At 38.2% G+C, this 15,343-nt stretch carries 16 protein-coding genes and 1 pseudogene; 5 read left to right on the top strand and 12 right to left on the bottom strand.

What is annotated here, in order from left to right; all coding sequences use genetic code 11:
* Positions 1-83 precede the first annotated feature (83 nt).
* From K2N75_RS00250 to accB, 10 genes are all read right to left on the bottom strand, one after another.
* A complete protein-coding gene (locus tag K2N75_RS00250; RefSeq protein WP_297680906.1) occupies positions 84-362 on the bottom strand; it encodes a hypothetical protein in 279 nt (92 codons plus the stop codon).
* Positions 363-410: 48 nt separating this feature from the next.
* Positions 411-1,115: an SIMPL domain-containing protein gene (locus K2N75_RS00245; RefSeq protein WP_297680908.1), complete on the bottom strand. Its 705-nt coding sequence runs from the start codon at positions 1,113-1,115 to the stop codon at positions 411-413.
* Between the two features lie 26 nt (positions 1,116-1,141).
* Positions 1,142-1,687: an HIT domain-containing protein gene (locus K2N75_RS00240; protein ID WP_297680910.1), complete on the bottom strand. Its 546-nt coding sequence runs from the start codon at positions 1,685-1,687 to the stop codon at positions 1,142-1,144.
* 20 nt (positions 1,688-1,707) lie between these two features.
* Complete coding sequence (gene murF, locus K2N75_RS00235; RefSeq protein WP_297680912.1) at positions 1,708-3,168, bottom strand: UDP-N-acetylmuramoyl-tripeptide--D-alanyl-D-alanine ligase; 1,461 nt, start codon at positions 3,166-3,168, stop codon at positions 1,708-1,710.
* A 58-nt stretch (positions 3,169-3,226) separates the two neighbouring features.
* Positions 3,227-3,970 carry an alpha/beta hydrolase gene (locus K2N75_RS00230; protein ID WP_297680914.1) on the bottom strand — a complete coding sequence of 248 codons (744 nt, stop codon included), beginning with the start codon at positions 3,968-3,970 and terminating at the stop codon, positions 3,227-3,229.
* Positions 3,970-5,007, bottom strand: coding sequence for a D-alanine--D-alanine ligase (locus K2N75_RS00225; protein WP_297680915.1), 1,038 nt, complete (start codon positions 5,005-5,007; stop codon positions 3,970-3,972). Before K2N75_RS00225 ends, K2N75_RS00230 begins: the two co-directional genes overlap by 1 nt.
* A 115-nt stretch (positions 5,008-5,122) precedes the next feature.
* A complete protein-coding gene (gene dapF, locus K2N75_RS00220; RefSeq protein WP_297680917.1) occupies positions 5,123-5,860 on the bottom strand; it encodes a diaminopimelate epimerase in 738 nt (245 codons plus the stop codon).
* 186 nt (positions 5,861-6,046) lie between these two features.
* Entirely contained in the window at positions 6,047-6,802 is a 756-nt protein-coding gene (locus K2N75_RS00215) for a flagellin (RefSeq protein ID WP_297680919.1), read from the bottom strand.
* A 71-nt stretch (positions 6,803-6,873) separates the two neighbouring features.
* Positions 6,874-8,244: an acetyl-CoA carboxylase biotin carboxylase subunit gene (locus tag K2N75_RS00210; RefSeq protein ID WP_297680932.1), complete on the bottom strand. Its 1,371-nt coding sequence runs from the start codon at positions 8,242-8,244 to the stop codon at positions 6,874-6,876.
* A complete protein-coding gene (accB, locus tag K2N75_RS00205; RefSeq protein ID WP_297680920.1) occupies positions 8,244-8,714 on the bottom strand; it encodes an acetyl-CoA carboxylase biotin carboxyl carrier protein in 471 nt (156 codons plus the stop codon). Before accB ends, K2N75_RS00210 begins: the two co-directional genes overlap by 1 nt.
* Positions 8,715-8,827: 113 nt before the next feature.
* Here accB and dcd point away from each other — a divergent pair, with 113 nt between their 5' ends.
* Positions 8,828-9,388 (top strand): dCTP deaminase, encoded by a 561-nt coding sequence (gene dcd / locus K2N75_RS00200; protein ID WP_115552284.1) that lies wholly within the window; start codon positions 8,828-8,830, stop codon positions 9,386-9,388.
* Positions 9,389-9,525: 137 nt separating this feature from the next.
* On the opposite strand, the gene K2N75_RS00195 is transcribed toward dcd, so the two are convergent.
* Positions 9,526-11,562 (bottom strand): capsular polysaccharide biosynthesis protein, encoded by a 2,037-nt coding sequence (locus K2N75_RS00195; protein ID WP_297680922.1) that lies wholly within the window; start codon positions 11,560-11,562, stop codon positions 9,526-9,528.
* Positions 11,563-11,632: 70 nt separating this feature from the next.
* On the opposite strand from K2N75_RS00195, the gene K2N75_RS00190 reads away from it, so the two are divergent.
* From K2N75_RS00190 to K2N75_RS00175, 4 genes are all read left to right on the top strand, one after another.
* A complete protein-coding gene (locus K2N75_RS00190) occupies positions 11,633-12,670 on the top strand; it encodes a CDP-glycerol glycerophosphotransferase family protein (protein WP_297680924.1) in 1,038 nt (345 codons plus the stop codon).
* Between the two features lie 25 nt (positions 12,671-12,695).
* Positions 12,696-13,421 (top strand): IspD/TarI family cytidylyltransferase, encoded by a 726-nt coding sequence (locus K2N75_RS00185; protein WP_297680926.1) that lies wholly within the window; start codon positions 12,696-12,698, stop codon positions 13,419-13,421.
* Between the two features lies 1 nt (position 13,422).
* The gene (locus K2N75_RS00180; RefSeq protein WP_297680928.1) at positions 13,423-14,457 is read left to right on the top strand and encodes an NAD(P)-dependent oxidoreductase; all 1,035 of its coding nucleotides are present in this window, start codon (positions 13,423-13,425) and stop codon (positions 14,455-14,457) included.
* Positions 14,458-14,530: 73 nt separating this feature from the next.
* The gene (locus K2N75_RS00175; RefSeq protein WP_297680930.1) at positions 14,531-14,710 is read left to right on the top strand and encodes a hypothetical protein; all 180 of its coding nucleotides are present in this window, start codon (positions 14,531-14,533) and stop codon (positions 14,708-14,710) included.
* Positions 14,711-15,004: 294 nt separating this feature from the next.
* Here K2N75_RS00175 and K2N75_RS00170 read toward each other — a convergent pair.
* Positions 15,005-15,343 (bottom strand): annotated as a pseudogene (locus K2N75_RS00170) (alpha-2,3-sialyltransferase); the annotation flags it as partial.

Raw genomic sequence — 15,343 nt, 5'->3', positions numbered from 1 at the left:
TATTGGTTTTGTTTTTTATTGGATTGTTTTTTTTTCAATATTGTTAATAGAAGTTTTAAAAAAATAAAAAGATAAAAGGAATCTTAATACTGTTCAATACCCCCCCCCCCCCGCACAGAAATAGATTCTTGAGAATTAGAAACAATAGGAGAGTTTGTTGTTGTGGTTTTATGGATTGTATTGGTTTGGAAGGATTGAGGATTAGAAAGCAAATCCTCATTAAGAAAGAGGGGGTTGTTTGGGATTCCTTTTCTTTGTTTGCCATATTCTATTAAGACTAAACCTAGTTTATAAGCTAAATGATTTTTTATTCTTTCTTTGGCTGAATGGGGATTAAACATTGTGTTGGAAGTGCAATACATTAGGGATTCCTTTAGTGGTGTTGGGTTGGGAGTCGCAAGGATAGGAGGTTAATCCTCCAAATAATACTCTATCGTAGAAACGACGCGCACATTCTTAATGTGTCTCGTATTTTGGTCTCGGTTGCTAATACTAAACTGCCCTTGTGTTGCGCGTTTGATTCCGCCAAGCTTACTATTAGAATCTTTAGCAAACTTCTGTGCAGCCTCTCTTGCATTGAGTGTAGATTCTTCAATCATTTGCGGCTTAATGGAATTGAGTTGCGTATAACTATATTCTACATCATAAGTATTAATGTTGATTGCGATTCCCTCTTGTCCAAGCTCTGTAATGCGTCCAAATACTTCTCGCCCAAGTTCCACTTGCTTTGTGTATAAAATCACCTCACCGCTGCCAGAATAACGATAAGTTACCCTTCTATCGTCCGCATAATCATTGCTAAGCTTATCGGTAATATTGGGCGAACCGATTGTAATCTCGCTTTTCTCAAACCCCATTTTCTCTAAAAATTCCACAATTTTTTGAGAATTGCGCTCTACTTCAGTATAAAGCGCGTGCAAGTCGTTGTTTGCAAGACGAAATCTAAGGGGTAAAATCATCACATCTGCGAATACTTCTTGCTCACTCAAGCCTTTGACAACTACACTACGCTCACCTGCGCGAAATTCTTTCACGGCAAGGTTCGCACCCACACCAAACACAATACTGCAAACAATCAAGCAAAAACCTAAAGTAGTCGCTGCAATTCTATCCATTACTTCTCCTTTAAAAGTTAATTTACTCATCTTAAAAGTTTTTGAGACAACTCACAAATGCGTTGGAAAATCTCATCAAAATCCACTCCATAGGCACGAGAATCGCCAATCGTTGTAAAGAAATTTGTATCCCCAATGAAACGTGGAATCAAATGTAGATGTAGATGTTCTGGTATCCCAGCACCTCCCGCACGTTCAATATTCATTCCTAGATTCACTCCTTGCGCACCAAACTCTTTTAAAAGTGCGACACCTTTTTGTGCAATTCTTTGCATTTGTAGCCAAATTTCTACATCTAAAGCCTCCGGCGAAGGGATATGTGTATGGGGAATAATCAAAAAATGTCCGGGTGTGTAGGGAAACTTATTCATCACACAAAAGACTTTATCATCACGATAAAAAACGTGATTGACAAAGTCGGCTTCTTGCAGCGCAGTGGAATCCCTACCCTCACAGAGAGATTTGGATTCTGCATTTAGAGGAGAATCTCCTTTAGAAATTGCGCAAAATACACACTCTGTGCTTTTATCTTTGAAATACCCACTTCTCCAAGGTGCATACAAATGCTCCATTCGTTGTATCCTCTCACCCTTTAAATATAGCTTGGTGCGTCATTAGCAAAAAGAATCAAATTGCCACTATCTGTGGTTGTCTTTAAAATATGCTCAATGTGTGCCTTGTCCTTAAGAACGATTTTTTGAGGCTTGCGAATATGTTTGCGCAACAATTTAGAATTAAGTTCTCCTGTAATAATTGCCAAATCAAACACTTCACTAATAGCTTCAGCTAATTGGGTATTTGCTTCTTTAGAGCTTTCTACAAGACCCGGCGTTACAATGATTTTCTTGCCCTTATGCAAAGACGAAAGACGAATCGCTTCAAGCATTCCATCAAGATTTCCATTATAACTATCATCTAAAATAATCTTTTCATTCACAATAATCTTGCTTAAGCGGTGATTGATGGGTTCTAGCTTTTGCACTCGTTTTATCAAATGTTCATCACTGACGCCCAAATCCTTTGCAACCGCAATCGCCGCACTAATATTAATCACATTAAACGCACCTAAAATACGCGTTTTAAATTCTAATTTCTTACCATCAACTTTAAGAACAAAGCTTGTTCCCTCAAGCGTTGCGACTATTTCACTTGCATTTTTAGGAAAATTAACAATCCTCACAGGACAATAGCTTGGCTGAATGTTGCCCTCATAGATATAAGCCCGTCTTAACTCCTTACTCTCTAAAATTTCATATTTTGCACTATAAATATTTTCTATGCTTTTAAAATACTCAATATGTGCTTCACCGATTTTTCCAACAACTGCAACCTGTGGAGAAAGCAAATCCACAATCTCCTTAATATCGCCTGCACCCCTAGCACCTGCTTCTACGATGTAAATATCTGTTAATGGGGAAAGATTTTGATTAATATCTGCAATGATTCCTGTGAGTGTATTGACGCTTCTTGGTGTCGCATAAACTTTAAAACTCTCCTGCAACATTTGAAACAAAAAGTTTTTTAAACTTGTTTTACCATAGCTCCCTGTAACTGCTATGATTGTAAGGTTTGGCATACTATCTAGTTTATCTAAAGCAAGTTTTTTGTAACGATTAAGCAGAATTCTTTCTATCAAAGAAGAAAGAGTAATAGAAATAAAAAGCGGGAAGAGATAGACAATTTGAATTAAGATAGAATATTCTTCAACTTTTAAAAGCAATAATTCATTAAATAAAATAAAGGCAATGTATAACCCGAAAAATCGCAGAACCCTACTTGTCAAAACCAATCGTTTGCTCAAATAAAAAATCCATACACCTAGCAAAATAACATAAAGATACAATCCAATATAACAATAAAGATTATTCGGTATTAAAATAAAATAAATAACAGGAAGCACGAAATAAAACAAATGCCATTTCTGCTTATGATGCCTAAACAATACGCGCATAATCTTGTAATGATACCATTGAAGATTTATCATCACATAGTAACCTAATGCGATAAGAAAAATCCAACGCGTTGCCATAATGAAAATATCAATGCTTTGCAAAAAAGAATCCTTGAAATAAAAAATTGTGCAATTTTAGCGAATTTTAGATAAATTTTATTTATTTTTTAATGTTTAAATAAAGTTTTTCAATCTCTTTTGCGCCTTTCAAAAAGAAAAAATGGTCGCCCTCTAAAACAAAAAATTTAGAATCTGGTATCAATGTGTGGATTTGTTCGCCCGATTTTAAAGGTGTGGCAAGGTCTCTTTCTCCCCAAAAAATATAACACGGATTCTTAAAATCTGCAAATACACTTGTAAAATCCTCATCTACAACATTTTTAAAAGTCTGATACATCACTTCGTCCATATTTTCTACATCTTTTGAACGCAAGAATTGCTTAAAGATTCTGCTTAATCTTGGCGCAAACCGATTCAAAGATTTAGCAAGTGCAATTTTACATCGCACTTTAAAGCTTTTTGGCATTTGAATCCCTGCACTGCTTAGCAAAATTAATTCTTTAGGCTCTAACAAAGTCGCGACTTTCCCGCCAAAACTATGCCCCATAATGCTACAATGGCTAGGAATCAGGGAAAGTTGCCCTAAAAAACTTTTTAAAATCTCGGCATAGTCGTAGGTATTCAGCGCAAAAGGTGGGGTGGGAGAATTTCCAAATCCGGGCATATCCACATAACAATGTTTAAAATCCTTAAAAAACCCACTAAAAGCTTGTTTCATCAGAGCTTTACTAGCACCCCAACCGTGCAAAATCACAAGTGTGGGAGCGGAAAGATTTTGGGATTCTAATATCTCATACGAGAGGGAGAAACTCTGCCCTTTATAATCCAATCTTTTTTGCGCCATTATTTGCCTTTTGCAAATTGAATTTGATGTAAAAACTCATAGGCAACTTTGATTTCACTGGGTTTTGGAAGTGCTTTAGAAAGCTGGCTTAGGGATTCTTGAAAGTCTTTAAAGAGATAATTTGCAAGGCTTCCCGGAATCGGATTAATTTCATTTAAATAGCATTGATTGTCCTTGACAAAAAAATCACAACGAATCAAAGCTCCTTCAAACAAATTTTCATAAAGTTTGCTGAAATTCTCTTGCAAAGCTAGCTTCAATTCCTCGCTAATTTCTGCCTCTTTTGCATTGCCTGTGCGTGAAAAATCCAAATATTTTTTTTCAAAATCTAAAAATTTCTTTTTTTCTGGCTCTTCCACAAAAGAAAACCGCATTCCCTCTTTGGACTTAAAACCCGCCAAATTATACTCTTTGATTCCCTCTATAAAAGGCTCAATAAGGACTTTTTCATCAAATTCAAAAGCAGATTCTAGTGCATATTGTAGTTTTTCTTGCGATTCTACAATGCTAATTCCAATAGAACTTCCAAGTCTAGCGGGTTTAATAATCAATGGGAAAGTTAAATCCTTCGGTATAGGCATATCGCGATACAGCACACGATATTCAAGGCTCAAAACCCCACGACCTTTGGCTAGCAACTTCGTTAGCTCCTTATCAAAGCTTAACACACACGCGGGATTGCGCGGACCAATATAAGGAATCCCATAAAAGTCTAGCAAACTCGCTACACTTCCGTCCTCTCCGTCTCCTCCGTGGATAAGATTAATAAGAATCGGTAGATTAAGAGGCTTTTCTCCAAAAAGCGTGCGTAGATAAAATCCGTCTTTTTTGGGGTAAATTTTTTGTGCTTTTGTGTATTCTTTAGAGCTGAAAAATTTAGATTGCATATTTTGTATTGGAATCAAATAAAAATTATGCAAAGTGTCCAAAAAAACAAAATACTTCACTTGCGGTAATAATTTCTTTAGAGCAATCGCGCTAACGATACTAATTTCGTGTTCGTAGGACTTTCCACCAAATAAAATACAAAAACTCACAATATTTCCTTAAGAATAAAATTTTCAAAATCATACCAAAAGTTTAAACAAATTACCACTGCGCCAGCAAGGACGACAAATGGAATCGCGGGCGCAAGTCTAACTTTGTAGGATTCTATATTGCAAAATCACAAATTTTATGCACTTCACCCTTTAAAAGTAATTTTCCCTCGCTTTCTCTTACAAACACTTCCTCCCCGCTTGCAGGATTAAAGAGACAAGGATTTGGAATCTTAGCTTGAGAAAACAGATAATAAAACATTGCTGCCATTCCCGTGCCACACGCAAGCGTTTCATCTTCTACTCCGCGTTCAAAAGTGCGTGCTATCACTCTATCTTGCAAAACTTCCGCTACATTGACATTTGCATTATATTTGTGGCGCAAAGAGCGCAAATCCTCCTTGCTTAGTGCATTCTTTTTCTCGCAAACCAAATGCGGCACTCCTGTATCAATCAACGCCCAAGTATTGTCCAATTCACAGATATTTTCTTGCAAAACTTTCACGCCGCTTAACGCACTCTCCGCCTTATTATTTTCTATCGTTACATTAATGACACCTGCGAGCGTTAGGAAGCTTTGTCTTTCGCCTGCGATTCCTTGATGATACGCATACATTGCCGCGGCACGACTCCCATTTCCGCACATTTGCGCGATACTGCCATCGCAATTATAAAACTCCCATTCAAAATCATATTCCAAATGCGGCTTTAAGATAATCAAGCCATCTGCGCCAACGCCTTGATGACGATTGCAAATCTTTTGTGCGAGTTTGTCAAATGCGCGTTTTTGAGTGCCAAAAGTATGCGTGAGAATAAAATCATTACCACTTGCAGAATATTTGCTAAAAAACATTAAAAATCCTTTTATATGGGGACACTTAAAAGCAGAATCTTACCATAAAAGCAATGATTTTAAACACAAGATATAACCCATCGTTTTTAAATTATTTTAAGGAGAAATAAAAACACAAAGAGAAAGGAGAATCTCTTTGCTTTTACATATTTAAGAAGATTATCCGTGAAGCTTAAGAAAAATCAATTAGCCAAGCAATGCGTCTAAGCGACTTTGCAAATATTGTGCATTAAAAGACGCAACATAAAGAGAAGCATTTTCTCTTAGTTTCGCAGAATTTAATTGATTGTAATTTTCCGCTAAATCATCTTTCATCAATCCACCCTCCGCAGCTTTTAGATTTACCACAGTATTCATACTTGCATTCACGCCAGATTGGATTCCATTCATTGCAGAACCAATGTCTGCACGGCTCATATTAACATTGTTAATAAAATCCAAAATGCTTTGTTGATTATTGACATTCAAGCCTGAAACATTGGGGGCTTGCATATTGATACTTTCTGTTCCATTGCCGGTTACAAAACTCATTTGTCCGCTAAAAACATTTCTACCATTAAAAACTGCTTGACTTGTTGCGTCGCTCATTGCTTGAGTTAATGCATTTGCTTCGCTTTCAATCATTGCCCTTTGTTCATTATTCAATGCAGGATTTCCCAAAGCCACAGAAAGTTCATTCATACGAATCGCAGAATCTGTAATGTTAGAAAGTGTCGCGTCTGCAATTTGCATTACGCCGAGCGCGTCATTTGCATTACGGATTCCCTGAGACATTGAGTTTGCTTGAGATAAAAGCGCATTTGCCAAAGCCAAACTCGCACCATCTGTCGCTTCTAATGGACGAGGAGATGAGATTTTCTTTAACGCATCTTTTTCATTCTCTTTTGCTTTATTTAGGCTAATCAAACTTTCATTTGCAACTTGTGTATTTCCGATTTTCATTTTCTCTCCTTAAATCGTTAGATTGCTTCCTTGCAATATTTTCAAAATTACAAGCATTTTCCATTCCACTTTTACTTCTTTTCTGCTTTATTTGCCATTTTCTGCTCTAAATACTTCGTGTGAATCACTCCTCTCTTGAAATCCTCGTTTTTCATCATTTCTTGATGAAAAGCAATCGTTGTTTTGATTCCCTCAATGCAAAACTCATCTAAAGCACGCGACATTCTCGCAATTGCTTCTTTGCGATTCTTGCCCCATACAATCAGCTTGCCAATCATAGAATCATAAAACATTGGCACAACATAGCCCGCATACGCGTGCGTATCAAGACGCACATTACCGCCACCGGGCGCAATCCATTTCGTAATTTTACCTGCTGAAGGATAAAATTTCACAGGGTCTTCTGCTGTGATTCTACATTCCATTGCACAACCTTTGAAATGGATTTCCTCTTGCTTGGGCAAACTCTGCCCCTCTGCGATTCTAATCATCAGCTCAATAATATCTAGCCCACTAACTAGCTCGCTTACAGGGTGTTCTACTTGCAAGCGCGTATTCATCTCCATAAAATAAAAGTTTTGATTGGAATCTAGCAAAAACTCATAAGTGCCTGCGCCAACATATTTTATCGCTTTTGTCGCAGTAATGGCAGTTTGTAACAATTTCTCACGCGTTTTTGGCTCTAATGTCGGGGCGGGAGATTCTTCAATGAGCTTTTGGTGTCGTCGTTGCAATGAACAATCCCTCTCGCCTACATGTAAAACATTTCCGTGTTTATCTGCAAGAATCTGCACTTCAATGTGTTTTGGCTGGTCAATGAATTTTTCCATATAAATTGTGCCATCGCCAAACGCACTAATTGCTTCGCTTTCAGCAGCAAGATAGGCATTGAACATATTTTCTTCTTTTTCTACAATACGCATACCGCGCCCACCGCCTCCTGCTGCAGCTTTTAAAATCACAGGATAGCCGATTTCTTTAGCAAGATTCAAGGCTTCTTCTTTAGAGGAAACCGCGCCATCACTACCCGGAATCACAGGCACACCTGCATTTTTCATTACTTCTTTTGCCTTGCTTTTGTCGCTCATTAACGCCATTACATCAGGATTTGGTCCTATAAACTCTATTTTGTGGTGCTTGCAAATTTCAACGAAATTTTGATTCTCACTCAAAAATCCATATCCGGGAAAAATTGCGTCTGCATTAAAGAGCTCCGCAGCCGAAATAATGGCTGGAATATTGAGATAACTCTCGCTTGATTTATCCCCTCCAATACAGACCTTCGCGTCTGCTAAATCCAAATAATGCGCGTCTTTATCCGCTGTGGAATATACCGCAATGGCTTTTTTTCCCATTTCTTTAATCGTGCGAATCGCCCTTAAGGCAATTTCTCCGCGATTCGCAATTAAAATGGTATGGATTTCTTTTGGTGTTTCTTGCATTAGATTCTCTCCACCACAAACAAGGGAGAATTGTATTCCACAGGTGTTGCGTCGCTTGGAATAATCTCTTTGATAACGCAATCAAACTCTGCTTCAATCTCATTCATAATTTTCATCGCCTCAATGATTCCCAATGTTTGCCCTTTTTTGACTTTATCTCCTGCATTCACATATGCGGGAGTATCGGGCGAAGGACAACGATAAAATGTGCCGACCATTGGAGAATTTATCGTCTCTCCTGCTAAAACTGGCGCAGCGGGAGCAGAAGCGACAGGGGCGATTTGTGGAAGGCTTTGTGGGGCTTGCAAAGTCGCGCTAACCGGAGCATTTTGCGATTCTACAACCACTGCTGTTGCGCAATTTTGCCCTTTTTGAAGTTTAATGGTTGAATTTTCTTGTGAAATACTAAGACGATTCAGATTGCTTGCGTCAAAGATTTCTATGAGCTCTTTTATCTCTTTAAAATTCATTCTTAAGCCTTTTTGAAATAGATTCCCAAATTCCTTTGGACTTTCCAAAGAATTTTGTTTATTTAATCTGTTATAATATCATAATTTAATTTAAAAAATAAATAAGGAATCAAATGGGACTAAAAGAAGACCGATGGATTCGTGAAATGGCACAAAAATACGCGATGATTGAACCCTTTTGCGAAAATCAAGTGGGGCAAGGCGTGGTGAGTTTTGGATTATCAAGCTATGGTTATGATATTCGCGTAAGCAATGAGTTTAAGATTTTTACTAACATTAATGCAATGGTGGTAGATCCAAAGAATTTTGACGCGGCAAATGTAGTAGATTTTGTCGGCGATGTATGTATCGTGCCGCCCAACTCCTTTGCACTTGCAAGAACGATTGAATACTTTAAGATTCCACGTAATATTTTAGCTATTTGTTTAGGGAAAAGCACTTATGCGCGGTGTGGAATTATCGTCAATGTTACACCTTTTGAGCCAGAATTTGAAGGGCATATTACGATTGAGATTAGCAACACCACGCCGCTTCCTGCAAAAATCTATGCAAACGAGGGAATCGCACAAGTGTTGTTTTTGGAGGGAGACGCACCTTGTGAAGTTAGTTATAAAGACAAAAAGGGCAAATACCAAAACCAACAAGGTATTACTTTGCCTAGAATCTTAAAATAACGCATTCTTGCGATTCGTGGCAACAATTTACTACTGCGTCATTGCGAGAAATGAGCGAAGCAAATGACGCGACAATCTAAATGATAGAATCTCGCTTGTAAAGATTCCATTGCAAAGTCTTTAAAATCCTTGCGGTTTTATTTCAATGCCCTCAACAATCTTTGTACTTTCCTTGAAACAAAAGAATAAAGCCGCATCTTAAAAGCATAAAACTTATGCCTTTGAATCCTTTGTCTCTCTTGCTCCAACGCTTCTACCAATACGCTTGGCGCGCAAAGCTCTAGTGTTTTGGGGTGGATATAGCGCGGATAGAGGAGATACGCCCCGCAAAACAATTCCTCTAAGCTTAGTTTGCGATTCCGCCTTGCGCAAGTTTGTTTATCCTGTGTTAGCCCCCAACCCGCATAAAAAGGCATTCCATAAGTAACCACCCTTTTGCGATACAACAAAGCCTCAAACCCGCTAAGCGAAGTGAGTGTATGCACCTCATCTACGACTTCTATCGCAGAGGGCAAACTCACATTCTCAAGAATCTCATCGCAATATTTTAATGCAATTTGCGGCGCGATATGCCCCGCGCGATTCCCGCTTAATACATCGGGGTGGGGCTTGTAGAGGATATAACTCTGCGGATTTTCCTCTCTTGCTTGTTGTAACAAAGAAAGATTCGTCCTCCCAGCCGCGCCAAAACGAATTGAGGCGTCATCTTCTACCTGCCCAACGACAAGAATCTTTGGCTTCTCTTGCGGGAGATGAAGAATCGCGTGAGAATCTATATTGTATTTGCTGATTTTTTTCTTTAGGATTTGCTCTTTTAAATCCTTTGCCTCTTGCAAAATCTCGTGCGAGAATTGCGTATTTTGCAAAATCTCCTCTAGTTTGCTTGGCGCGGTAGAATCAAAATAAATCCCCCTATCATCAAAAACCAAAGAAAAAGGGCGTGTGAGGTCAGAACCCAAAGCAAGTGAGCGGATAAAGCCATCTTCTACGCGAACTAGTGGAATCGCATTTGCCTTTGCATAGGATTCCACTGCTCTAAACTCCTTTCTGCCCCAAACAAAAATCACACTTTCCTTATCTAAGCCTTTTTTCAAAGCTAAATCCAAAGCATTTGCCCAAAGAGGATTGATAAAAAGAATGTTTTGCGGTTGAAATTCTTTCAAAAAGGGTTGAATAAAATTAGGCTTTTTGCGCGAATATCCAAAAATAAAATGGTGCTTCCAAAGAGAGAATCCAAACATAAAAGCCTTTTTGGGATTCCTTTCATAACGATAATTTTTAATCGTTTCTAAAGTGTCCAAAATATCGCTTTTGCGGTTGTAGATAGGATTAAAATACCGCGTATAGAGGATATAACTTGCAGCAAAAACCTCCTCTAAGCTTAGTTTGCGATTCCGCCTTGCGCAAGTTTGTTTATCCTGTGTTAGCCCCCAACCCGCATAAAAAGGCATTCCAAAGCAAACACACTCACAGCCTACAAGCAAAGCTTCAAAGCCCATTTGTGAAGTTTTTGTATAGACTTTGTCAAAACATTTCAGCAAAGAAAGGGAATTAAAATCCTCCGTTATCACTTCACAAAAGGGCGGAATCTCGTGCTTAAGAATATCGGATTGCCGCTTGCCACTTAGGACATCGGGGTGGATTTTGAGATAAATTTTTGCACCTTTGTTTTCTTTGTATGCAGCCTCTATCATCTCACTTGTGCTAAACCTTTCCCCATAACCATACAATAAGCTAGAATCGTGATTCGTCTGCGCGATAATCAAGATTCTTTTTGCGCCAGAATCTTTGGCAAAATAATCCTGTGGAAGCATTTTGGAGCAATTATACTTAGAAATATTATACTGCACAATGCGACGCATTGCTTCCCTTGCAGTCGCAAGAAGTTGCGGGTTAGAATCAAAATCATAGGTGTTGAGCAGATTTTCTAATGTGCTAGGGCGTGTCGCGTCATAATAGATTCCAAGCTTATCCTCTACCACGCTAAAACTTGGGGAATTTTCCACCCCAAGCCCGAGTGAGCGGACAAAACCATCTTCAAGCAATGTCAAATCTCCGCCAAAGATTCTATGGCACACTACAGCAAATTTTCCTGTTTTTTTGCGCCCCCAACCCTTAAAATTTTTTGTGGTAAAAATTTGCAAAAGATTATAAAAATAATAATTTTGAAACATTCCTTAAAGCCTAAATTTATGTATTTTATGGAATCATTCCTACAATTATAACTAAATTTCAGAGAATCCCTTGCCTTATTTACTTTCTTTATTTTTAAAAATCTTTGTTTTTATTTTTTCTTTTGTGAAAAAAGACGGAATCACGCTCGTTTTTTCTAATACAAGCCTTGCGTATTCCAATCTTTCTTGCGTTCAAAACGCACTTGATTTGCGTAAGATTCCTTATAAAGTCTGTAAAAACAACAAATCACTTCCAACACTCTTTTTACTTTTAAAATCCAAAATCATTTTGCTAGACCAAAGCAATTTTTTCTTATCTCATCTTAGGCTAGATAAGGATAGCATTGTGATTCAGCTTTGGCACGGCGGGGGCTTATACAAGAAAGTTGCGTTTGATATTGTTAAGAATGCGCAAGACTTCAAAAGGGCAAAAAGGATTCACAAAAATACAAGCTTTGTCAATATTTCAGATGAAAAGCTAAAGGCAGATTATGCGCGAATGTTTGGCGTCAAAGAATCCCAAATTTTGAGCTTTGGGCTTCCAAGAATAGACCCGTTCTTTCAAATGGATTTTACAAAAAATAAGCAAGAATTTCTGCAAAAATATCCCGCATTAAAGGGTAAAAAAATCTATCTCTATGCGCCAACTTTTAGAGAAACGCACAAAAAGCGTGCGGGAGAAATCCTGCTTGATGTGCAGAAAATCAACCAAACTTTTAATGACAAAGTCATTATTGTGCGAAGCCACCCGAGCCTAAAACTTGACAATCAAAACTTTATTAATGTTAGCGATGAGCCATTAGAATGGATTTTAAGCATAAGCGACGCGCTAATTAGCGATTATTCATCTATCGTTTTTGATTTTGCATTTTTTCATCGCCAAATTCTACTTTATGTGCCGGATTTAGAGGATTATCTCGCTTCCAATCGCCCGCTTTATCGCACGCCAGAGGAATTAGTCGGCAGAGAAAATGTCGCTTGCACACAAGAGGAATTGATTTTGGCAATGCAACAAGCAACGCCTCATCGTCTTTGGGAAGAATATATGGAATCTTGCAAGGGAGATTCCAGCGCAAAAGTAGTAGATTTTATGTTAAAATTGCTTTAATTTAACAGAAATCATAAGGGAAAATTTGGAAAACATTGTTGTAATTTTTGCAGGCGGTACAGGGCAAAGAATGAACCACAAAAGCGGAATCCCTAAGCAATTCTTAACCATTGGCGGGATTCCTGTGATTATCCATACTTTGAAAATTTTTGAAAGTCATCACAAAATAGATAAAATCCTTGTTGTTTGCCTAGAATCTTATATCCCAAAACTACAAGCAGAAATTTCCAAATACCAAATCTCCAAAGTCGCAGAGATAATCCCCGGTGGAGAAAGCGGACAGGAATCTATCTTTTTGGGATTACAATGTGCTAAAAAACATTCCAAAAATCCGCGCGACATTGTCTTAATCCACGATGGCGTCCGCCCTCTCATCACGCACGAGGAAATCACCCAAAATCTTGCTTGTGTAGAGCAACACGGCAATGCAATTAGTGCTTCAAAAACCTATGAAACCATTGCACTTAAAGGCGAGGCGGAGGAAATCCAAACGATTTTTGATAGAGAAGAATGTATGGTGGCAAAAGCCCCACAAAGCTTTATTTTAGAGGAGATTTTAAGGATTCATCATCGCGCTAAAGAGGAAAAGCGAAACTTCATTGACACCGCGTCTATGGCAAACTTCTATGGAATCTCCTTGCATTTTGTAGAATGTTCGGTTTGTAATGTCAAGCTCACCACGCCAATGGATTATTATTTGATAGAATCCATTATGAAAACGCGCGATGTAGAAAATATTTTTGGAATCTAAAATGACTGCGAGACTTCTAAGAGAGGGCGCATTAAGGCTCAAAGAAAACTTTGCACATTACTTTGCTGCCCTAGAGAATCAAACGCTTCTTATCAGCGGCGGAAGTGGGCTAGTCGGCTCTATGTTTATCGGCGTTCTTTTGTGCAATGCAAAAAACATTAAAATCTACTGCACGACAAGAGACAAAAAAAGGGCTTTGGAAAGATTCCAGACTTTGGGTATTTCAAATTCTCAATGCGATTCTTTAATTTTCATTGAGGATTGCAAAGAATGCTTAGAAAAGATAGATTATCTCCTGTGCTGCGCCTCGCCTACGCAAAGTCAATATTTCGTGGATTTTCCTGTGGAAACAATAGAAACAATTTACCAGCACACGAAAGATTTATTGGAATTTGCAAGAAAGAATCAAAGCAAAAAAATCGTTTTTTTATCCACTATGGAAGTCTATGGAGAGACGCAAGGAAAAAATGTGCGTGAGGAGGATTTGGGCGCGCTTCCTGTGCTAAACCCTAGAAACTGCTATCCTGCTGCTAAGCGATTGTGCGAGCATTTAATGATTGCCTATGCGGCGCAATATTCCTTAAATGTCTGTATCTTGCGCTTAAGTCAAGTCATAGGGGCAGGAGTGAGCAAAGACGACCAGCGCGTCTATATGGCGTTTTTGAACCAAGCCTTAGAAAAAGGCGAAATTACCCTGCTCACAAAGGGGGAGACGAAACGCAATTATTTAGATGTTTTTGACGCTTCAAGCGGAATCTTATTAGGACTTTTGGACAAAAACACAACAGGCATTTACAATCTTGCAAATCCTAACATTTTTATCAGTATTTTGGAGCTTGCAAAGCAAATCGCAAAGAAAGTAGGCAGCAAAAAAGGTGTAGAGATTCCAATCAAACAATGCCAAAAGGCGAATCTTTCAGCTTTTTTGCCTCCTTTTGAAAGAAGTTTGGATACCTCCAAGCTTCAAAATTTAGGGTGGAAACCACTTTTTAGCCTAGAGGAGAGCATTGTCTCTATGCTAGAAAGCTTGGAATAAAGCTTTGGATTAGTAAGAAATCGCCTGCGTCCTTGTGTGCGGATTCTGTCCTTGCGAGAATTGCTTGCGATTCGTGGCAATCTATAATGTGGAATCTCGCTATTATCTTTTGCGATTCGTAGCACTGCACAAATCCATAATCCGAACAATCAAAAATATTCAATGGCAAGAGAATCTAAAAACTAAAGAAAAATGGGCTTTGAGACTAAAACCACTCCCGCTTAAAGTGGCTTTAGATTTGCAAGGGATTTAAGGCTTTTATAAGCGGAAGTGGCATAAAATCAAAATGTTGAAATTATTAATGCTTATCTCTAGCTTTTCACGGCTAGAATGAGCAAGAGTATAATAACTAGAACAATTATAACTTCTGCCATATCGCCTCCTTTTTAAGAAAGCCGATACCTTAAATCCGCATATATCATACAAATTTCTTGCTTCAATTCCAATAAAATGGCTAAGGTTAGATTCTTATATTTGCACGCTTTGCTTTGTTTGTGAGGACGCAGTGGAATCTCATTTCCTTTTCTCCCTAAACTCTTTCTTTAACTTACGCACTTCTTGAAAGAATTTGAGATAAGCAAGTAATGTAGTAAATGCCCCCCCCCCGCACAGAATTTGCAGTAATGAGTGCTTGTCCTAATTTATAAGTAAAGCATTCTTTTTCTTTGAGTGCTTGTTTATAATCTGTATAGGATTCTAAAGGAGGAAGTTTTAATTTAGGATTCTTTGCAACTTTTGCTTGATATTCTGCAATCTCTTTTCTATGAGATTCTTTGATATAAGATAAAACATAAGGCATTCTCATATATCCCCATAGACTTTTAGAGTTTAGTATCATTGCAGAACCTAGTTTGTAAGATAGGTGGGAGTGGATTCTGTGTTTTGC

It is taken from the genome of Helicobacter sp. (assembly GCF_029067145.1).
GTDB lineage: Bacteria > Campylobacterota > Campylobacteria > Campylobacterales > Helicobacteraceae > Helicobacter_D.
The sequence above is the reverse complement of the archived record's forward strand: the minus strand, read 5'-3'. Positions and strand labels throughout refer to the sequence as shown.